The 15,875-nt window shown below is 65.8% G+C and carries 18 protein-coding genes; 17 read left to right on the top strand and 1 reads right to left on the bottom strand.

Annotated elements, in window-relative coordinates:
• Window positions 1-19: 19 nt before the first annotated feature.
• The gene (locus ZRA01_RS06020) at window positions 20-466 is read left to right on the top strand and encodes a protein YgfX (RefSeq protein WP_141350263.1); all 447 of its coding nucleotides are present in this window, start codon (window positions 20-22) and stop codon (window positions 464-466) included.
• Window positions 467-478: 12 nt separating this feature from the next.
• Here the strand turns inward: ZRA01_RS06020 and nadB are convergent, their stop codons facing one another.
• The gene (gene nadB / locus ZRA01_RS06015; RefSeq protein ID WP_141350261.1) at window positions 479-2,056 is read right to left on the bottom strand and encodes an L-aspartate oxidase; all 1,578 of its coding nucleotides are present in this window, start codon (window positions 2,054-2,056) and stop codon (window positions 479-481) included.
• Window positions 2,057-2,266: 210 nt separating this feature from the next.
• Here nadB and rpoE point away from each other — a divergent pair, with 210 nt between their 5' ends.
• The 16 genes from rpoE (at window position 2,267) to uvrC (ending at window position 15,863) form a co-directional block, all read left to right on the top strand.
• A complete protein-coding gene (gene rpoE / locus ZRA01_RS06010) occupies window positions 2,267-2,866 on the top strand; it encodes an RNA polymerase sigma factor RpoE (protein ID WP_141350259.1) in 600 nt (199 codons plus the stop codon).
• 4 nt (window positions 2,867-2,870) lie between these two features.
• Window positions 2,871-3,398, top strand: coding sequence for a sigma-E factor negative regulatory protein (locus ZRA01_RS06005; RefSeq protein WP_141350256.1), 528 nt, complete (start codon window positions 2,871-2,873; stop codon window positions 3,396-3,398).
• The gene (locus ZRA01_RS06000; protein WP_141350254.1) at window positions 3,395-4,363 is read left to right on the top strand and encodes a MucB/RseB C-terminal domain-containing protein; all 969 of its coding nucleotides are present in this window, start codon (window positions 3,395-3,397) and stop codon (window positions 4,361-4,363) included. Before ZRA01_RS06005 ends, ZRA01_RS06000 begins: the two co-directional genes overlap by 4 nt.
• Entirely contained in the window at window positions 4,363-4,824 is a 462-nt protein-coding gene (locus ZRA01_RS05995; protein ID WP_141350252.1) for a SoxR reducing system RseC family protein, read from the top strand. The genes ZRA01_RS06000 and ZRA01_RS05995 overlap by 1 nt, the downstream gene beginning before the upstream one ends.
• Before the next feature lie 53 nt (window positions 4,825-4,877).
• Window positions 4,878-6,248, top strand: a complete 1,371-nt coding sequence (locus ZRA01_RS05990) for a Do family serine endopeptidase (RefSeq protein WP_281279842.1) — start codon at window positions 4,878-4,880, stop codon at window positions 6,246-6,248.
• Window positions 6,238-6,489: a glutaredoxin family protein gene (locus tag ZRA01_RS05985; protein WP_141350248.1), complete on the top strand. Its 252-nt coding sequence runs from the start codon at window positions 6,238-6,240 to the stop codon at window positions 6,487-6,489. Before ZRA01_RS05990 ends, ZRA01_RS05985 begins: the two co-directional genes overlap by 11 nt.
• A gap of 65 nt (window positions 6,490-6,554) precedes the next feature.
• On the top strand, window positions 6,555-8,351 hold the full coding sequence (lepA, locus tag ZRA01_RS05980) for a translation elongation factor 4 (RefSeq protein ID WP_141350246.1): 1,797 nt from the start codon (window positions 6,555-6,557) through the stop codon (window positions 8,349-8,351).
• 33 nt (window positions 8,352-8,384) lie between these two features.
• Window positions 8,385-9,173 carry a signal peptidase I gene (gene lepB / locus ZRA01_RS05975; RefSeq protein WP_141350245.1) on the top strand — a complete coding sequence of 263 codons (789 nt, stop codon included), beginning with the start codon at window positions 8,385-8,387 and terminating at the stop codon, window positions 9,171-9,173.
• Window positions 9,174-9,175: 2 nt separating this feature from the next.
• Entirely contained in the window at window positions 9,176-9,544 is a 369-nt protein-coding gene (locus tag ZRA01_RS05970; RefSeq protein ID WP_141350243.1) for a DUF4845 domain-containing protein, read from the top strand.
• Between the two features lie 9 nt (window positions 9,545-9,553).
• Window positions 9,554-10,225 carry a ribonuclease III gene (gene rnc / locus ZRA01_RS05965; protein WP_141350241.1) on the top strand — a complete coding sequence of 224 codons (672 nt, stop codon included), beginning with the start codon at window positions 9,554-9,556 and terminating at the stop codon, window positions 10,223-10,225.
• Window positions 10,222-11,130: a GTPase Era gene (gene era, locus ZRA01_RS05960; protein ID WP_141350239.1), complete on the top strand. Its 909-nt coding sequence runs from the start codon at window positions 10,222-10,224 to the stop codon at window positions 11,128-11,130. The genes rnc and era overlap by 4 nt, the downstream gene beginning before the upstream one ends.
• Before the next feature lie 21 nt (window positions 11,131-11,151).
• Window positions 11,152-11,889 carry a DNA repair protein RecO gene (gene recO, locus ZRA01_RS05955; protein ID WP_141350237.1) on the top strand — a complete coding sequence of 246 codons (738 nt, stop codon included), beginning with the start codon at window positions 11,152-11,154 and terminating at the stop codon, window positions 11,887-11,889.
• Window positions 11,886-12,647: a pyridoxine 5'-phosphate synthase gene (locus ZRA01_RS05950; RefSeq protein WP_141350235.1), complete on the top strand. Its 762-nt coding sequence runs from the start codon at window positions 11,886-11,888 to the stop codon at window positions 12,645-12,647. Before recO ends, ZRA01_RS05950 begins: the two co-directional genes overlap by 4 nt.
• Window positions 12,644-13,021, top strand: coding sequence for a holo-ACP synthase (acpS, locus tag ZRA01_RS05945; RefSeq protein WP_141350233.1), 378 nt, complete (start codon window positions 12,644-12,646; stop codon window positions 13,019-13,021). The genes ZRA01_RS05950 and acpS overlap by 4 nt, the downstream gene beginning before the upstream one ends.
• A complete protein-coding gene (gene nagZ, locus ZRA01_RS05940) occupies window positions 13,018-14,055 on the top strand; it encodes a beta-N-acetylhexosaminidase (RefSeq protein WP_246093289.1) in 1,038 nt (345 codons plus the stop codon). The genes acpS and nagZ overlap by 4 nt, the downstream gene beginning before the upstream one ends.
• A gap of 14 nt (window positions 14,056-14,069) precedes the next feature.
• The gene (uvrC, locus tag ZRA01_RS05935) at window positions 14,070-15,863 is read left to right on the top strand and encodes an excinuclease ABC subunit UvrC (RefSeq protein WP_141350231.1); all 1,794 of its coding nucleotides are present in this window, start codon (window positions 14,070-14,072) and stop codon (window positions 15,861-15,863) included.
• Window positions 15,864-15,875: the final 12 nt, after the last annotated feature.

The raw sequence follows: 15,875 nt of genomic DNA, 5'->3' as shown, positions 1-15,875 counted from the left end.
GGGCACGGGAGCCCGTGCAATGATCGTTGTTGAAATAAAGCCGTCGCGGCTGCGGGTCATTGTTCTGATGGCCTTGCATCTTGCGGCGGCTTCTTCGTTTGTATTCGGCCTGGAGCTCGGCCTGGCGGGGTCTGTCGTCCTTGCGGTGCTGGCGTGGTCGCTGGTTCGCAGCATCGTCACGGGCCGTGGTGGCTTGCCGATGGCGCTGTGCTTGAAGGACGACGGCGGAATGCTGCTCCAGCCTGACGGCGACGTTGAGGTCGATGCCGTGCCAGACGCGGCGTCGGTGGTGCTGGGACGGGTGTTGTGGCTGGTTTGGCGCGAGCATCAAGGCCCACGCAGGGGCGTGCTGCTCGTCGTGAGCGACCAGCTTGCGCCACCGGATTGGCGGCGCCTGCAGGTCTGGGCGCGTCTGCGTTTCCGGCCCGCTCCGGTGGAGGCGGGTGGAGGGGGTGTCGACCGCTGAGCGGCTGTCAGCTCAGCGGCGTGGGCGCAGGACGGTGTCGCGGGCCTTGGGCAGGGTCTGGGGGTAGTCCCGGCTGAAGTGGAGGCCGCGGCTTTCCTTGCGCTGAAGGGCGCTGCGGACTATCAGGTCGGCTGTCACGACGAGGTTGCGCAGCTCGATCAGGTCGTTGCTGACACGGAAATTGCTGTAGAACTCGTTGATTTCACGAGCCAGCAGGCGGATCCGGTGCTGCGCCCGCTGCAGGCGTTTGTTGGTGCGGACGATGCCCACGTAATCCCACATGAAGCGGCGCAGCTCTTCCCAGTTGTGGGAGATCACAATCGATTCGTCGGCGTCGGTCACGCGGCTTTCGTCCCATTGGGGCAGAGATGCCGCCAGTTCCCGCGGGTTGGCGAGGATGTCGGCCGCGGCGGCCTCGCCGAACACCAGGCATTCGAGGAGCGAATTGCTGGCCAGACGGTTGGCGCCATGGAGGCCCGTGCAGGCGGTCTCGCCGATTGCATGGAGGCCGGCGACGTCTGTCCGCGCTCTCAGGTCGGTGACGATCCCGCCGCAGGAAAAATGCACCGCCGGAACAACCGGAATCGGCTGCTGCGTGATGTCGATGCCGAGCTCGAGGCAGCGGGCCAGGATGTTTGGAAAGTGCGACTCCAGCAGCTCGGCCGGTTTGTGGCTGATGTCGAGAAAGACACAGTCGAGGCCGTGCTTCTTCATCTCGAAGTCGATGGCGCGGGCCACGATGTCGCGGGGAGCGAGTTCCTCACGGGCGTCATGCTCGGGCATGAAGCGGCTGCCGTCGGGGCGTCGCAGCAGGCCGCCTTCGCCGCGGACGGCTTCAGAGATCAGGAAGGACTTGGCCTGGGGATGGTACAGGCAGGTGGGGTGGAACTGGATGAACTCCATGTTCGCCACCCGGCAGCCCGCCCGCCAGGCCATCGCGACACCGTCGCCGGTGGCGGTGTCGGGATTGGTGGTGTACAGATAGACCTTGCCGGCGCCACCGGTGGCCAGCACCGTGTGGCGAGCGGAGAAAGTGCGCACTTCGTCGCTGGCGATATCGAGGATGTAGGCGCCCAGGCAGCCTTCGTCAGCGTGGCCGATCTTTCGCCCGATGATGAGGTCCACGGCGATGTGCTGCTCGTAGACCGCGATGTTTGGATGGGCTCTGACCTGTTCGGTGAGCGTTGCCTGGACGGCGGCACCGGTTGCGTCGGCGGCGTGGATGATGCGCCGGGCGCTGTGCCCGCCCTCGCGGGTGAGGTGGTAGCCGACGGGGGACGACGCGTCGGGCGTGAAGGGGACGCCGTGGTCGATGAGCCAGCGGATGGCCCGGGGGCCGTTCTCGACGACAAAACGGGTGGTCTTGTCGGAGCACAGGCCGGCACCGGCCGTGTGGGTGTCTGCTATGTGGGCCTCGGCGCTGTCGCTCGGGTCGAGCACGGAGGCGATGCCGCCCTGGGCCCAGGCGCTGGCGCTGTCTTCAAGGCTGCGCTTGGTGACGAGGGCGACTTTGAGCTTGTCGGCAAGGCGCAGGGCGAGCGATTGGCCTGCAAGACCACTGCCCAGGATCAATACATCGTAAGCGATCACTTCGGGAATTCCGCAGGGTCGATATGGGGGCACCGACTATAGCATGGGCGCCGTACCGTGCCGAAATCGGCAAAACCCTTCCGCTGACTGAACTATGCGCCAGATGGCCGGTCAATGGATGTACTTCGGAAGGGATTTGCGGGCTCTCGGGTATACTGCGAGGTCGGTGACCGTTCAGGTCACGACAACGAAGGTAGATGCCCCCCGACCATGAGTGATCGCGAAGTTGACCAGCAGCTGGTCGAGCGTGTCCAGCGCGGCGACAAGCAGGCTTTTGGCCTGCTTGTGGCGAAGTACCAGCGCAAGCTTGCTCGCCTGCTGTCGAGATTGATCAGGGATCCCGCCGAGGTGGAGGATATCGCCCAGGAGACCTTCATCAAGGCCTACCGTGCCTTGCCGTCGTTTCGGGGTGATAGCGCTTTTTATACGTGGCTCTACCGGATCGGGATCAACACGGCAAAAAATTTTCTGGTTTCCCAAGGGCGGCGTGCTCCGACGTCCACCGATTTCGACTCCGAAGAGGCTGAGACCTTCGAGGACGGCGACCAGCTTCGTGACATCAACACGCCTGAGCGTCTGATGATGACGCGGCAGATCGGCGATACGGTGAACACGGCGATGGAGGCCTTGCCCGAGGAGCTCAAGACGGCGATCGTGCTGCGGGAAATCGAAGGTTTGAGTTACGAGGAGATCGCCACGATCATGGATTGCCCGATAGGGACGGTGCGTTCGCGGATCTTCCGTGCGCGCGAGGCCATTTCCGAGAAGCTCAAGCCGTTGCTGGATACGGCTCCGAACAAGAGGTGGTAACAAGATGAAAGAAAGAGTCTCTGCCCTGCTGGATGACGCGCTGGACGAGGAGGCTTCCTCGCGATTGTTCGAGTCCATCAAGCGGGATGCAGGCCTGCGTCGGGACTGGGAAAGTTATTGCCTGATCGGCGACGTGCTGCGGGAAGACACCCCTCTGTCTACGGATTTCACCAGCAAGGTGATGGCGAGCCTCTCGGATGAAGTGACGGTGCTGGCACCGGTGAGGCGGGAGAGCGCCGGCTGGGCCCGCAAGCTGATGCCGATCGCCGCGTCGGTGATGGGGGTTGCTGCGGTGGGTTGGGTGGCGATGACCCTCAACGGTCAGGGTGGCGAGGTACAGCGCATGGCCAGCTCCAAGGCGGCTGTCGTTGCCAGTGCGGCGCCAGTAGAGCGCGTGTCGCGGGCGTCAGTCGAATCGTCGGACCGGGAATACCTCTTCGCGCATCAGGCTATGGCGCCTGCCGCAGGAATGCCCGGGGTGGCCCATTATGTGCGTACCGTCTCGGACACCCGCGTGGCCGCTGAAAGATGAAGCGTTTCCTGATCGTCCTGACCGCCGCCCTGTGCTGGAGCAGCGTTGTTGCAGCTCAGGTGCCGGGGGATCCGATAAGTTGGCTGGGCAGGATCTCGAATGCCGCCCACAAGCTCAACTATACGGGTAGCTTCACCTACCAGAGCGGCAAGAACATCGAGACGTCGCGCATCGCGCACTTCGTCGACGCCAACGGTGACGAACATGAACGCCTGGAGGCGCTGGACGGCAGCCCCCGGGAGGTCGTCCGCAATCAGGAGGAAGTGCAGTGTTTTCTTCCTGACCAGAAGCTGCTGATCATCGACCAATCCTCCGCGCGTCGGAGTTTTCCGGCGCGCCTGCCCCAGTCGCCGGCGGCCCTCGGCGAGCACTACCGCATCCGCAAGGGCGAGGTCGTGAGGATCGCCGGAATGGAGAGCCAGCAGATCATCCTCGAGCCGAAGGACGACATGCGCTTCGGCCACCATTTCTGGGCAGACGTCGCGTCAGGCTTGCTTTTGCGCGCCCGCATCGTGAGCGACAAGGGCGAGACCGTCGAGCAGTTCGCATTTACCGAGGTCAACATCGGTGCGCCCTTCGACAAGGAGAAGGTGCGGCCGCGTTTCTCCCGCGGAAGCGACTGGAAGGTCGTGAATGCCCGTGGCAACGAGGTCAAGGTGGAGGACACTGGCTGGGCTTTCCGTCACACCATTCCAGGGTTCCGGCCGGTGGTTTCGGTGCTGCGGCCGTCCCGTGCCGGGCACGGCGAGTCGTATCACGTGGTGTTCTCCGACGGCTTGGCGGCGATCTCGGTGTTCATCGAGCCCCTCGCGGCAAAGAATCATGTGCAGAGTGGCATGAGTGCTTCCGGTGCGTTCAATATCTTCCGGCGGGCAATCGGTGACAGGCTGGTCACCGTGCTCGGCGAGGTCCCGCCCCAGGCGTTGGTGCGGATCGCGGACGGCGTCGAGATGCGGAAGCGCTGATGAAGGTCAATGGCGTCGTGCGGCGGCTCGAGGGGGCGTACGCCTGGGTGGACGTGTCGGCGGCCCAGGGGTGTGGCCGCTGCAATGAACCCGGTGGTTGTGGCGGGGTGAATATCGCGAAACCCTTCGGTGCTTCCAGGCAGGTCTTGCGGGTTGCGAATGACGCCGGTGCCTTGGTCGGTGAGCAGGTCGGCGTGGTGATCGAAGACGGCCTGCCCCTCAAGGCGGCCCTCCGTGCTTACGCGGCCCCGGTGCTCGGTGTGCTCGCGGGTGCCGCGCTGGGGACGGCGCTGGCGCCGGCGGAGAGTGTGGATCTGATTGCCGGAGCCGGTGCGTTGCTTGGCGGCGGGCTGGCCGTGCTGCTGGTGCGCTCGAGCGGTCTGCCCTGGTCTGCGGGAAGCCAGGATCTGCCTGTCCGGCTCGAACGCGGTGGCTCGTCCGGTGGGGAGTGCGGGCGGTGAGTCGATTGTCGCGTTTTGTGGTCGTGGTTTTGTTTGTCCTGGCTGGAGCCCAGTTGCCTGCGTCTGCAGCGCGAGAGCTGCCGGACTTTGCCGAGCTGGCCGACCGTCAAGGTGCGGCGGTGGTGAATATCAGCACCACCCAGGCGGTGCGCCAGGGGCGTCCCGGCATGCCTCGTCTTGACGAAGACGATCCGATGTCCGATTTCTTCCGCCGTTTCATGCCTCGTCAACCGGGCGGAGGGCCAAAGCTTGACCCCGACAACCGCTCATTGGGTTCCGGTTTCATCGTGTCGTCCGACGGTTATGTGCTGACCAACGCTCACGTGGTGGAGGGGGCCGACGAGATCGTCGTCAAGCTGAGCGACAAGCGGGAGTTTCGTGCCCGCCTGATGGGCGCCGACCCGCGTTCGGATGTCGCCTTGCTCAAGATTGAGGCGACCGCTCTGCCCAAGGTCAGCCTGGGCGACCCGGGGAAGTTGCGGGTGGGTGACTGGGTGCTCGCCATCGGTTCGCCCTTCGGCTTCGAGAACTCCGTCACTGCCGGCATCGTGAGCGCCAAGGGGCGTTCGCTGCCCCAGGAAAACTTCGTTCCCTTCATCCAGACCGACGTGGCGATCAACCCGGGCAACTCCGGCGGGCCACTGTTCAACCTGAAGGGCGAGGTGATCGGCATCAATTCGCAGATCTACAGCCAGACGGGCGGTTTCATGGGCCTCTCGTTCGCCATTCCGATCGATGTGGCGATGGAGGTTCAGAGCCAGCTGAAGGCGCATGGCCGGGTGCAGCGGGGGCGGATCGGGGTGGTCATCCAGGAGGTGTCCCGCGAATTGGCCTATAGCTTCAGGCTCGACAAGCCGGTCGGCGCACTGGTCAGTGCCGTCGAAAAGGGCGGCCCCGCCGACAAGGCCGGGCTTGAGCAGGGCGACATCGTGCTGCGCTTCGACGGCCGCCAGGTGGGCATTTCCGGTGATCTGCCGCGCTTTGTCGGCAGCACCCGGCCGGGTGCCCGGGTGCCCGTCCAGGTGTGGCGCAAGGGTGGCCAGCGGGAGATGCAGGTCGTGGTGGCCGAACTGCCCGATGACAGGGCGAAGAAGCCGGTGCTGCCGATGCCGCGTCCGGAGGTCGCGCCCAACAAGCTCGGTATCGTGGTGGCAGACCCCAACCAACAGCAGCGGCGGGATGGCCGGCTTGCCTCGGGTGGCGTGGTGGTCGAGGCGTTGCGCAGTGCGTCGGCGCGGGCCTCCGAGATCCAGGCCGGCGACGCGATCCTGGCCATCATCAACCGGGGTGTGCGCACCGACCTGCGCTCGGCGGATCAGTTCGGCCGCCTGGTGGCTGCCCTCGAGCCGAGCCAGGCCGTGACCCTGCTCGTGCAGCGGGGCGACACCCAGACCTTCGTTCCGGTGCGTACCCTTGAACGCTGAACGCCGTCTCACCGTGCTCAGCCGTGAGTGGTGCCACCTGTGCCACGATCTGCTCGATGCCCTGAAGCCCCTGCAGGGCGAGTTCGGCTTCGAGGTCGAGGTGCTCGACGTGGATGCCTTCCCCGAGCTGGAGGCCGAGTGGGGCGAGAAGGTTCCGGTGGTGCTGGCTGGCGATCTTGAGCTGTGTCATTACTTTCTCGACGAAGCTGCGGTTCGTGCTCATTTCCAGCGTATCGGTTAGAATGCAAGTCTTTGCCAGGCAAACAAATTTTCAAGGGTGCCCACCGGCACCCTTTTTCATGGCCCATGCAACACATCAGAAACTTTTCGATCATTGCCCACATCGACCACGGTAAATCCACCCTGGCCGACCGGATCATCCACCTTTGCGGCGGCCTCTCCGACCGCGAGATGGAGGCGCAGGTGCTCGACTCGATGGACATCGAGCGGGAGCGCGGCATCACCATCAAGGCCCAGACGGCGGCGCTGAGTTACCGCGCCCGCGATGGCCAGGTGTACAACCTCAATCTCATCGACACCCCGGGGCACGTGGACTTCTCGTACGAAGTCTCCCGCTCGCTGGCGGCCTGTGAGGGCGGTCTGTTGGTCGTCGATGCGTCCCAGGGGGTCGAGGCGCAGACCGTGGCCAACTGCTACACGGCGCTGGAGCAGGGCGTCGAGGTGGTGCCGGTCCTCAACAAGATGGACCTGCCCCAGGCCAACCCGGATGGCGCGAAGCAGGAGATCGAGGATGTGATCGGCATCGACGCGAGCGACGCGATCCCTTGTTCCGCGAAGACCGGCCTGGGCGTCGAGGACATCCTCGAAGCCGTCATTGCCCGCATTCCGCCCCCCAAGGGCGACCCGGATGCACCCCTCAAGGCGCTGATCATCGACTCGTGGTTCGACAACTACGTGGGCGTGGTGATGCTCGTCCGCGTGGTCGATGGCACGCTCAAGCCCAAAGACAAGATCCTCTTCATGTCCAACGGCAACCAGCACCTGTGCGAGCAGGTGGGTGTGTTCACGCCCAAGTCGCAGCCGCGGGAAACGCTCTCGGCCGGGCAGGTGGGCTTCATCATCGCCGGCATCAAGGAACTCAAATCCGCCAAGGTGGGTGACACCATCACCCTCGCGGGCAAGCCGGCTGCCACGCCGCTGGCCGGTTTCAAGGAGATCAAGCCTCAGGTGTTCGCGGGCCTGTACCCCGTCGAATCCAACGAGTACGACCAGCTCCGCGAGTCCCTCGAGAAGCTGCGCCTCAACGACGCCTCGCTGCAGTTCGAGCCGGAAGTCTCGCAGGCACTGGGCTTCGGCTTCCGCTGCGGCTTCCTCGGTCTGCTGCACATGGAGATCGTCCAGGAGCGTCTCGAGCGCGAGTTCGACATGAACCTGATCACCACGGCGCCCACCGTGGTGTACGAAGTGCTGATGAAGGACGGAACCGTGGAGCAGGTCTCCAACCCGTCCAAGCTGCCCGACCTCTCGAAGGTGGAAGAAGTGCGCGAGCCGATCATCAAGGCCGTCATCTTCCTGCCCCAGGAGTACGTGGGGCCGGTGATCACCCTGTGCAACCAGAAGCGGGGCGCCCAGGTCGACATGCTCTACCACGGCCGGCAGGTTCAGCTGATCTACGACATGCCCATGAACGAAGTCGTGATGGACTTCTTCGACAAGCTCAAGTCCGTCTCCCGCGGCTACGCCTCCCTCGACTACGAGTTCAAGGAATACCGCGCCGCCGACCTGGTGAAGCTCGACGTGCTGGTTTCCAGCGAGAAGGTCGATGCGCTGTCGATCATCGTCCACCGTGCCAACTCCCAGTACCGTGGCCGTGAGCTGGTCGCCAAGCTGCGTGAGCTGATCCCGCGCCAGATGTTCGACGTGGCGATCCAGGCCGCGATTGGGTCCAACATCGTCGCCCGCGAGACCATCAAGGCCCTGCGCAAGAACGTGCTCGCCAAGTGCTACGGCGGCGACATCACCCGCAAGAAGAAGCTCCTCGAGAAGCAGAAAGAGGGCAAGAAGCGCATGAAGCAGGTCGGTAACGTGGAAATTCCGCAGGAGGCCTTCCTGGCCGTGCTGCGGGTTGACGAAGGTAAATAAGCCGGCCCTCGGGTTGGCAGCAGGAGTGCTTGCGTGAATTTCGCGTTGATTCTTTTCATATTGCTCCTCGTGAGCGGGGCCCTGTGGGCCCTCGACCACTTCGTCGCGAGCAAGCGCCGGAGCGTCGGCGCCAAGAGCCCCTGGTGGGTCGAGTACGGAGCCAGCTTCTTCCCGGTGATCCTGGTGGTGTTCTGCCTGCGCTCCTTTGTAGTCGAGCCCTTCAAGATCCCCTCGGGCTCGATGATCCCGACCCTGCTGGTGGGCGACTTCATCCTGGTGAACAAATGGACGTATGGCATCCGCCTGCCGGTGATCAACAAGAAGATCGTCGACGTGAATCTGCCCAAGCGGGGTGATGTGATGGTCTTTCGCTTCCCGCAGGACACCTCCCTCGACTACATCAAGCGGGTGGTGGGGCTGCCGGGCGACAAGGTTGAATACATCGACAAGAAGCTCACGATCAACGGTCAGGCCATGGCCCAGTCGCCGGATGGCGACTACCTGCACGCCGAGCGACTGTTTTATTCGCCGCGCTTCACCGAGAAGCTCGGCGCGGTCGAGCACAAGATCATCGTGGAAAACGACGCACCGCCCTTCGTGTCGCCGAGCATCCAGTATCCCTTCCGCGAGAACTGCACCTATACTAATCGCGGTGTTTCCTGCACTGTTCCGGCTGGGCACTACTTCATGATGGGTGACAACCGGGACGGGAGCTACGACAGCCGGGGCTGGGGTTTCGTCCCGGAAGAAAACATCGTGGGCAAGGCTTTCTTCATCTGGTTCAACTTCAGTGACCTGAAGCGCATCGGCAGCTTCCATTGATCATGAAACATAAATCTCAGTCCGGGGTCAGCCTGATCGGTGTGATGATCGGCGGTGCCGTGCTCGCGGCCCTGCTGCTGGTCGGGCTCAAGCTGATCCCGGTGGTCTCCGAGTACATGGGCGTCAAGCGCTCGATGACGGCCGTCGTGGGTGGAGCGAACCCCCAGACGGCGACCGTTTCCGAACTCCGTAGTGCCTTCACCAAACGCGCCATGGTCGACGACGTCACCACCATCACCGCTTCCGACCTCGACATCACCAAGGAAGACGGCCGCATCGTCATGTCCATTGAATACTCCCGCAAGGTCAAGCTGTTCGGCAACGTGAGCCTGCTCATCGATTTCAGTGCGTCCACCGCCGACAGTCACTAGGCGAAGCGCATGAAGCTCGACGCCCTGCAAAAGGCCATCGGCCACCGTTTTTCCCGTCTTGAGCTGCTCCAGCAGGCGGTCACCCATCGCAGCTTCGGTTCGCCCCACAATGAGCGGCTGGAGTTTCTCGGCGACAGCATCGTCAACTGTGTCACGGCGATCGCCCTGTTCGAGCGTTTCGGCGAGCTGCGCGAGGGCGACATGTCCCGCCTGCGTGCCAACCTCGTGCGCCAGGAAGCCCTGCATCGCCTGGCCGAGGGCCTGAAGCTGGGTGAGTACCTGAGGCTGGGGGAGGGCGAAATGAAGAGCGGCGGTCACCGCCGCCCGTCCATCCTTGCAGACGCCCTCGAGGCGATCTTCGCGGCGGTTTTCCTCGACGCCGGTTTCGAGGCTGCCAAAGCGGTGATCGATCAGCTCTACGCGTCGTCCATCGCCAGTCTCGACCCCGCCCGCGCGCTCAAGGACCCGAAGACGGCGCTCCAGGAATGGCTTCAGGGGCGGCGCATGCCTCTGCCCAAATATTCCCTCGCCGATGCCCGTGGCGAGGCTCACCAACAGGAATTCGAGGTCGAGTGCGAGATCACCGGCCTCGGCCTCAAGACCCGTGGCATCGGCGTGAGTCGCCGCGCTGCCGAACAGCAGTCCGCCCAGCGGGCGCTGGAACTCCTGCCAAAGTCATGACCGAATCCAAACCTGCCGCCGACAAGTCTTTCCGTACCGGTTTCGTCGCCATCGTCGGCCGCCCCAACGTGGGCAAGTCCACCCTGCTCAACCGCCTGATCGGCCAGAAGATCAGCATCGTCTCGCGCAAGGCCCAGACCACCCGCCACCGGGTGACGGGCGTCTTGACCGAGGGGCAGGCCCAGTTCATCTTCGTCGATACGCCGGGTTTCCAGACCCGCCATAAAAACGCCCTCAACCGCGCGATGAACCGCACGGTGACGCAGGTGCTCTCCGACGTCGACCTCGTGCTGTTCGTCATCGAAAGCGGCCGTTATGGCCCGGCGGACGAGCAGGTGGTCAAGCTGCTCCCCGAGGGCGCCAAGGTGATCCTGGTGGTCAACAAGGCCGATCTGCTCGAGGACAAGGCCCGCATGTTGCCTTTCCTGCAGAAGATGAGCGCGGTCTATCCCTTCGCCGAGATCGTCCCGGTAAGCGCCGAGAAGGGCCGCAACACCGATACGCTGCTGAAGGCCGCCGAGCCCTATCTGCCCGAAGGCGACCCCATCTTCGACGCCGACGACATCACCGACCGCAGCGAGCGCTTCCTGGCAGCTGAATTCCTGCGCGAGAAGCTGTTCCGCCAGCTCGGCGAGGAGCTCCCCTACGGCATGACCGTCGAGATCGAGAAGTTCGAGGCCGAGCCCGGCCTGCGCCGCATCCACGCGGCGATCATCGTCGACCGCGACGCCCACAAGGCGATGGTGATCGGCAAGGGCGGCGAGCGCCTCAAGCGCATCGCCACCGAGGCCCGCCTCGAGATGGAGAAGCTCTTCGAATCCAAGGTGTTCCTTGAAACCTGGGTCAAGGTCAAGAGCGGCTGGGCCGACGACGAGCGCGCGCTCAAGAGCCTCGGCTACGAATAAGCCCGGCGTCGTGGCACGGCCATGAGCGCCAGGCAACGCATCGACCAGCAGCCGGGCTTCGTGCTGCACAGCTACCCGTACCGCGAGACAAGCCTGATCGTCGAGGTCTTCAGCCGCGACCATGGCCGGATCGGCCTGGTGGCCAAGGGTGCGCGGCGGCCCATGTCGCAGCTGCGCGGGGTGCTGATGGCCTTTCAGCCGCTCCTGATCGACTGGAGCGGAGGTGGCGAGATGAAGACCCTCGTCCGCGCCGAATGGCAGGGTGGCCAACCGCTGCTGGGCGGGCAGGCGCTGCTGTGCGCCTACTACCTCAACGAGCTCCTGATGCGCCTCCTGCCGCGGGAAGACCCCCACCCCGTTCTGTTCCGCGCCTACGGCGATGCCCTGCGGGCGCTGGCGGCGGGCGAGGGGCAGGAGGTTATCCTGCGGCGCTTCGAGCTGGCGCTGCTGCAGGAGCTCGGCTACGGGCTCCAGCTGGACTCGGATGCAGACGGCGCGCCGGTCCGTCCCGAGCTTCGCTACGCCTATATAATCGAGCGCGGCGCGGTGCCCCTCGACGAATACGGCATTGACGACCCGTCGGTCGTGGCCGGCCGGGTGCTCCTCGACATGGCCCGCGGCGATTTCCGCGAGCCCGAAACCCTGGCCGGCGCCAAGGCGCTGATGCGCCGGCTCATCCAGCACTATCTTGGCGGGCAGGTGCTCCAGTCCCGCCGCGTCTTCACCGAATTGTTTGCCTTTCCCGGAGATCCGTCTTGATCGAACTCGGCGTCAACATCGACCACGTTGCCACCCTGCGCCAGGCCCGCCGCACTTGGGAGCCCGACCCCGTGTGGGCGGCTGTCGAAGCCCACCTGGGCGGGGCCGACGGCATCACCGTGCACCTGCGCGAAGACCGCCGCCACATCCAGGACGCCGACGTGCGCAAGCTGCGCGACCTCACCCAGATCAAGCTCAACCTCGAGATGGCCGCCACCGACGAGATGGTCGGCATCGCCTGCGAGATCAAGCCCGAGATGGCGATGTTCGTGCCCGAAGGCCGCCACGAGGTGACCACCGAGGGTGGCCTCGACATCGTCGCCCAGGAGGCGCAGCTGAAGGACGCGGTGGCGCGTCTTGCCGACCGTGGCATCATCGTCAGCGTCTTCATCGACGCCGATGTCGCCCAGGTGGAGGCCGCCGCGCGCATCGGCGCCAAGGTCTGCGAGATCCACACCGGGCCCTATGCCCACGCCTTCCACGCCGCCGGCCGCGACGCCGAGAGCCCGGCCGTGCTGGCCGAGATCGCCAGGATCGCCGAGGCCGGGGCTGCCGTGCGTAGCCTCGACATGCGCTTCAACGCCGGCCACGCCCTCAATTACTACAACGTTCAGCCCATCGCCCGCCTCACCGGCATCCGCGAGCTGCACATCGGCCACTCCATCATCAGCCGCTCGGTGTTCACTGGCCTGCGCGAGGCCGTGCGCGAAATGAAGCGCCTGATGCGCGAGGGCGCCGAACGCGGCCTGCGGCCGTGATCCACGGCGTCGGCACCGACATCGTGCGGGTGGCGCGCCTGGCCGACGCGCTCGAGCGTCACGGCGCGCGCTTTGCTGAGCGCATCCTCGACGCCTCCGAGCGCGCCGCCTTTGCCGCCGCGCCCGACCCGGCCCGGCTGCTGGCCAAGCGCTTCGCGGCCAAGGAGGCCTTCGGCAAGGCACTCGGCACCGGCGTCGCCGCGCCGGCCACGCTCCACGCGGTGCGCGTGGGGCACGACGCCCTGGGCAAGCCCTTGTTCGAGTTTGCCCCGGCCCTGGCCGAGCATATGCGCGAGCGTGGGCTGCACGCCCACCTGAGCCTCTCCGACGAAACCGACTACGTCGTCGCCTTTGCCGTCATCGAAAAGCCATGAAGCCATCCCATCGCCCTGCCGGCCCCGTTATGCTCGACGTGGCCGCCCATGAAATCACCGCCGAAGAGCGCGAGATCCTGCAGCACCCGCTGGTCGGCGGCGTGATCCTGTTTGCCCGCAACTACGCCGAGCCCGGCCAGCTGCGGGCCCTCACCGGGGCGATCCGCGCGGTGCGCCCGGGCCTGGTGATCTCGGTGGACCACGAAGGCGGCCGCGTCCAGCGTTTCCGCGAGGGCTTCACCCGCCTGCCGGCGATGCGCCGCTTCGGCGAGGCCTGGAACACCGATCCGGCCGCGGCCAAGGCGGCCGCCCGCCACGCGGGCTTCGTGCTGGCCGCCGAGCTGCGTGCCCACGGCGTCGACCTCAGCTACGCGCCGGTGCTCGACCTCGATTATGCGGTGAGCTCGGTGATCGGCGACCGGGCCTTTCATCGCGATCCGCTGGTCGCCACCGAGCTCGCCCGCGCCCTAATTGCCGGCCTCGGCGATGCCGGCATGGGCGCGGTGGGCAAGCATTTTCCCGGCCACGGGGCGGTGGAGGCCGACTCCCACGTGGCGATTCCGGTGGATGGCCGCGGCTTCGAGGCGGTCTGGGCCGAAGACGTGCAGCCCTTCCGCCTGCTGGCCGGCGAACTGGCCGGCGTGATGCCCGCCCACGTGATCTTCGAAAAGATCGACCCACGCCCGGCGGGCTTCTCGCCCTTCTGGCTGCAGGAGGTGCTGCGCGGTCGGCTGGGCTTTGGCGGCGTGATCTTCAGTGACGACCTGACGATGGAAGGGGCGAGCGTCGCCGGCGACATCGTCGACCGCGCCAGCGCAGCCCACACCGCCGGCTGCGACATGGTGCTGGTGTGCAACCGGCCCGACCTGGCCGTGCAGCTCCTCGACCGCTGGCATCCGGCGGTGGCCGCCGGCAGCGCCGAGCGCATCGCCGCCCTGCGCCCGCGGCAGGGCAACATGCCCGCCGACCCGGCCACCCTCGCCGGTTGGGCGCCTTACTGCCAGGCCCGCGACAGCGTGCTGGCCCTGGCCTGATTGCGCCCATCACGATGAGCTTCGACGCCAAGACTTTCCTGCGCACGCTCACCGAGGAGCCCGGCGTCTATCGCATGATAGGCGAGGGCGAGGTGGTGCTTTACGTGGGCAAGGCCAAGAACCTCAAGCGGCGGGTGTCGTCGTATTTCCAGCGCACCCAGCTGTCGCCGCGCATCGCGATCATGGTGGGGCAGGTGGTGCGGGTGGATACCACGGCCACCCGCTCCGAGGCCGAGGCGCTGATCCTCGAGAACAACCTCATCAAGAGCCTCGGGCCCAAGTACAACATCCTGTTTCGGGACGACAAGTCCTACCCCTACATCGCCATTTCGGGCGACGAGTTTCCGCAGATCTTCTATCACCGGGGCGGCTTCCGCAAAGGCGTGCGCTACTTCGGGCCCTTCCCCAACTCGTGGGCGGTGCGCGACACCCTGCACCTGATGCAGAAGATCTTCCGCCTGCGCACCTGCGAGGACACCACCTTCAGCAACCGCTCGCGGCCCTGCCTGCTTTACCAGATCCAGCGCTGCACCGGGCCCTGTGTGGGGTTGATCGACAAGGAGGCTTACGCCGCCGACGTGAGCCTGGCCAGCCTCTTCCTTGGCGGGCGGCACGGTGACGTGGTGGATGATCTGTCGAGGCGCATGCAGGAGGCCTCCGACCGCCTGGCCTTCGAGCAGGCCGCCGCCTACCGCGACCAGATCCGCAACCTGCAGGCCGTGCTCCACAAGCAGTTCGTCGAGAGCGCCCGCGACGAGGACGTGGATGTGCTGGCGGCCGTCGAGCGGGGCGGGCTGGTGTGCGTCAACCTCGCGATGATCCGCGGCGGGCGACACCTCGGCGACCGGCCGCTGTTCCCCGCCAATGCCCAGGGCTGCGCACCGCTCGATGCGTTGGTGGCCTTCGTGGAGCAGCATTACCAGGATCATCCCGTGCCCGGGCGTGTCCTGGTCAATCTCGACCCGGCGCCGGTGCGCGAGGCCCTTGAAGCGGTCGTCGAAGGCAAGGTGGTGGTGGTCGCCGCCCGCTACGAGAATGAGCGGGCCTGGATCGGGATGGCCGAGAACAACGCCGGCCTCGCGCTGCTGGTGCGCGAGCAGGAGTCGTCCCGCGGCGAGCAGCGCCTCGAGGCCCTGCGCGATGCCCTCCAGCTGGCCGAGACCCCGACGCGCATCGAGTGCTTCGACATCTCCCACACCATGGGTGAGGCCACGGTGGCCTCCTGCGTGGTGTGGGACGGCACGGCGATGAAGAAGTCCGAGTACCGTCGCTACAACATCGCCGGCATCACCCCGGGTGACGACTACGCGGCGATGCGCCAGGCGCTCACCCGGCGCTACGAAAAGGTGGCGGCCGGCGAGGGCGTGCGGCCGGACCTCATCCTCATCGACGGCGGCAAGGGGCAGATGGGCGTCGCCCGCGAGGTGCTCGCCGAACTCGGCCTCGACATCACGATGTTCGGCGTCGCCAAGGGCGAGAGCCGTAAGCCGGGCCTCGAAGAGTTGGTCTTCCCCGATGGTCGCGAGCCGGTGCACATGCGCCCCGACGCGCCGGCGCTGCACCTCATCCAGGAGATCCGCGACGAGGCCCACCGTTTTGCGATCACCGGCCACCGTGCCCGGCGTGCCAAAGCCCGCAACACCTCCCGCCTCGAAGACATCGCCGGGGTCGGGCCGACGCGCCGCCGCAAGCTGCTGGCGGCCTTCGGTGGCCTCGATGGTGTGCGGGATGCCACGGTGGAAGACCTGTGTCGGGTGGATGGTATCAACCGGCACCTGGCGGAACAGATATACAATGCCCTGCGATAGTCGCAGTGAATG

This window comes from Zoogloea ramigera (genome assembly GCF_006539865.1).
GTDB classification, from domain to species: domain Bacteria; phylum Pseudomonadota; class Gammaproteobacteria; order Burkholderiales; family Rhodocyclaceae; genus Zoogloea; species Zoogloea ramigera.
Note: the sequence above shows the minus strand (reverse complement) of the source record. Positions and strands in the feature narration are given on the sequence as shown.

Coding starts and splice junctions, on each gene's coding strand:
- ZRA01_RS05995 (WP_141350252.1), top strand. CDS start 4,363: ATGAAGGTCAATGGCGTCGTGCGGCGGCTCGAGGGGGCGTACGCCTGG.
- ZRA01_RS05970 (WP_141350243.1), top strand. CDS start 9,176: ATGAAACATAAATCTCAGTCCGGGGTCAGCCTGATCGGTGTGATGATC.
- uvrC (WP_141350231.1), top strand. CDS start 14,070: ATGAGCTTCGACGCCAAGACTTTCCTGCGCACGCTCACCGAGGAGCCC.
- recO (WP_141350237.1), top strand. CDS start 11,152: ATGAGCGCCAGGCAACGCATCGACCAGCAGCCGGGCTTCGTGCTGCAC.
- nagZ (WP_246093289.1), top strand. CDS start 13,018: ATGAAGCCATCCCATCGCCCTGCCGGCCCCGTTATGCTCGACGTGGCC.
- ZRA01_RS06020 (WP_141350263.1), top strand. CDS start 20: ATGATCGTTGTTGAAATAAAGCCGTCGCGGCTGCGGGTCATTGTTCTG.
- era (WP_141350239.1), top strand. CDS start 10,222: ATGACCGAATCCAAACCTGCCGCCGACAAGTCTTTCCGTACCGGTTTC.
- ZRA01_RS06005 (WP_141350256.1), top strand. CDS start 2,871: ATGAAAGAAAGAGTCTCTGCCCTGCTGGATGACGCGCTGGACGAGGAG.
- rnc (WP_141350241.1), top strand. CDS start 9,554: ATGAAGCTCGACGCCCTGCAAAAGGCCATCGGCCACCGTTTTTCCCGT.
- ZRA01_RS06000 (WP_141350254.1), top strand. CDS start 3,395: ATGAAGCGTTTCCTGATCGTCCTGACCGCCGCCCTGTGCTGGAGCAGC.
- lepA (WP_141350246.1), top strand. CDS start 6,555: ATGCAACACATCAGAAACTTTTCGATCATTGCCCACATCGACCACGGT.
- rpoE (WP_141350259.1), top strand. CDS start 2,267: ATGAGTGATCGCGAAGTTGACCAGCAGCTGGTCGAGCGTGTCCAGCGC.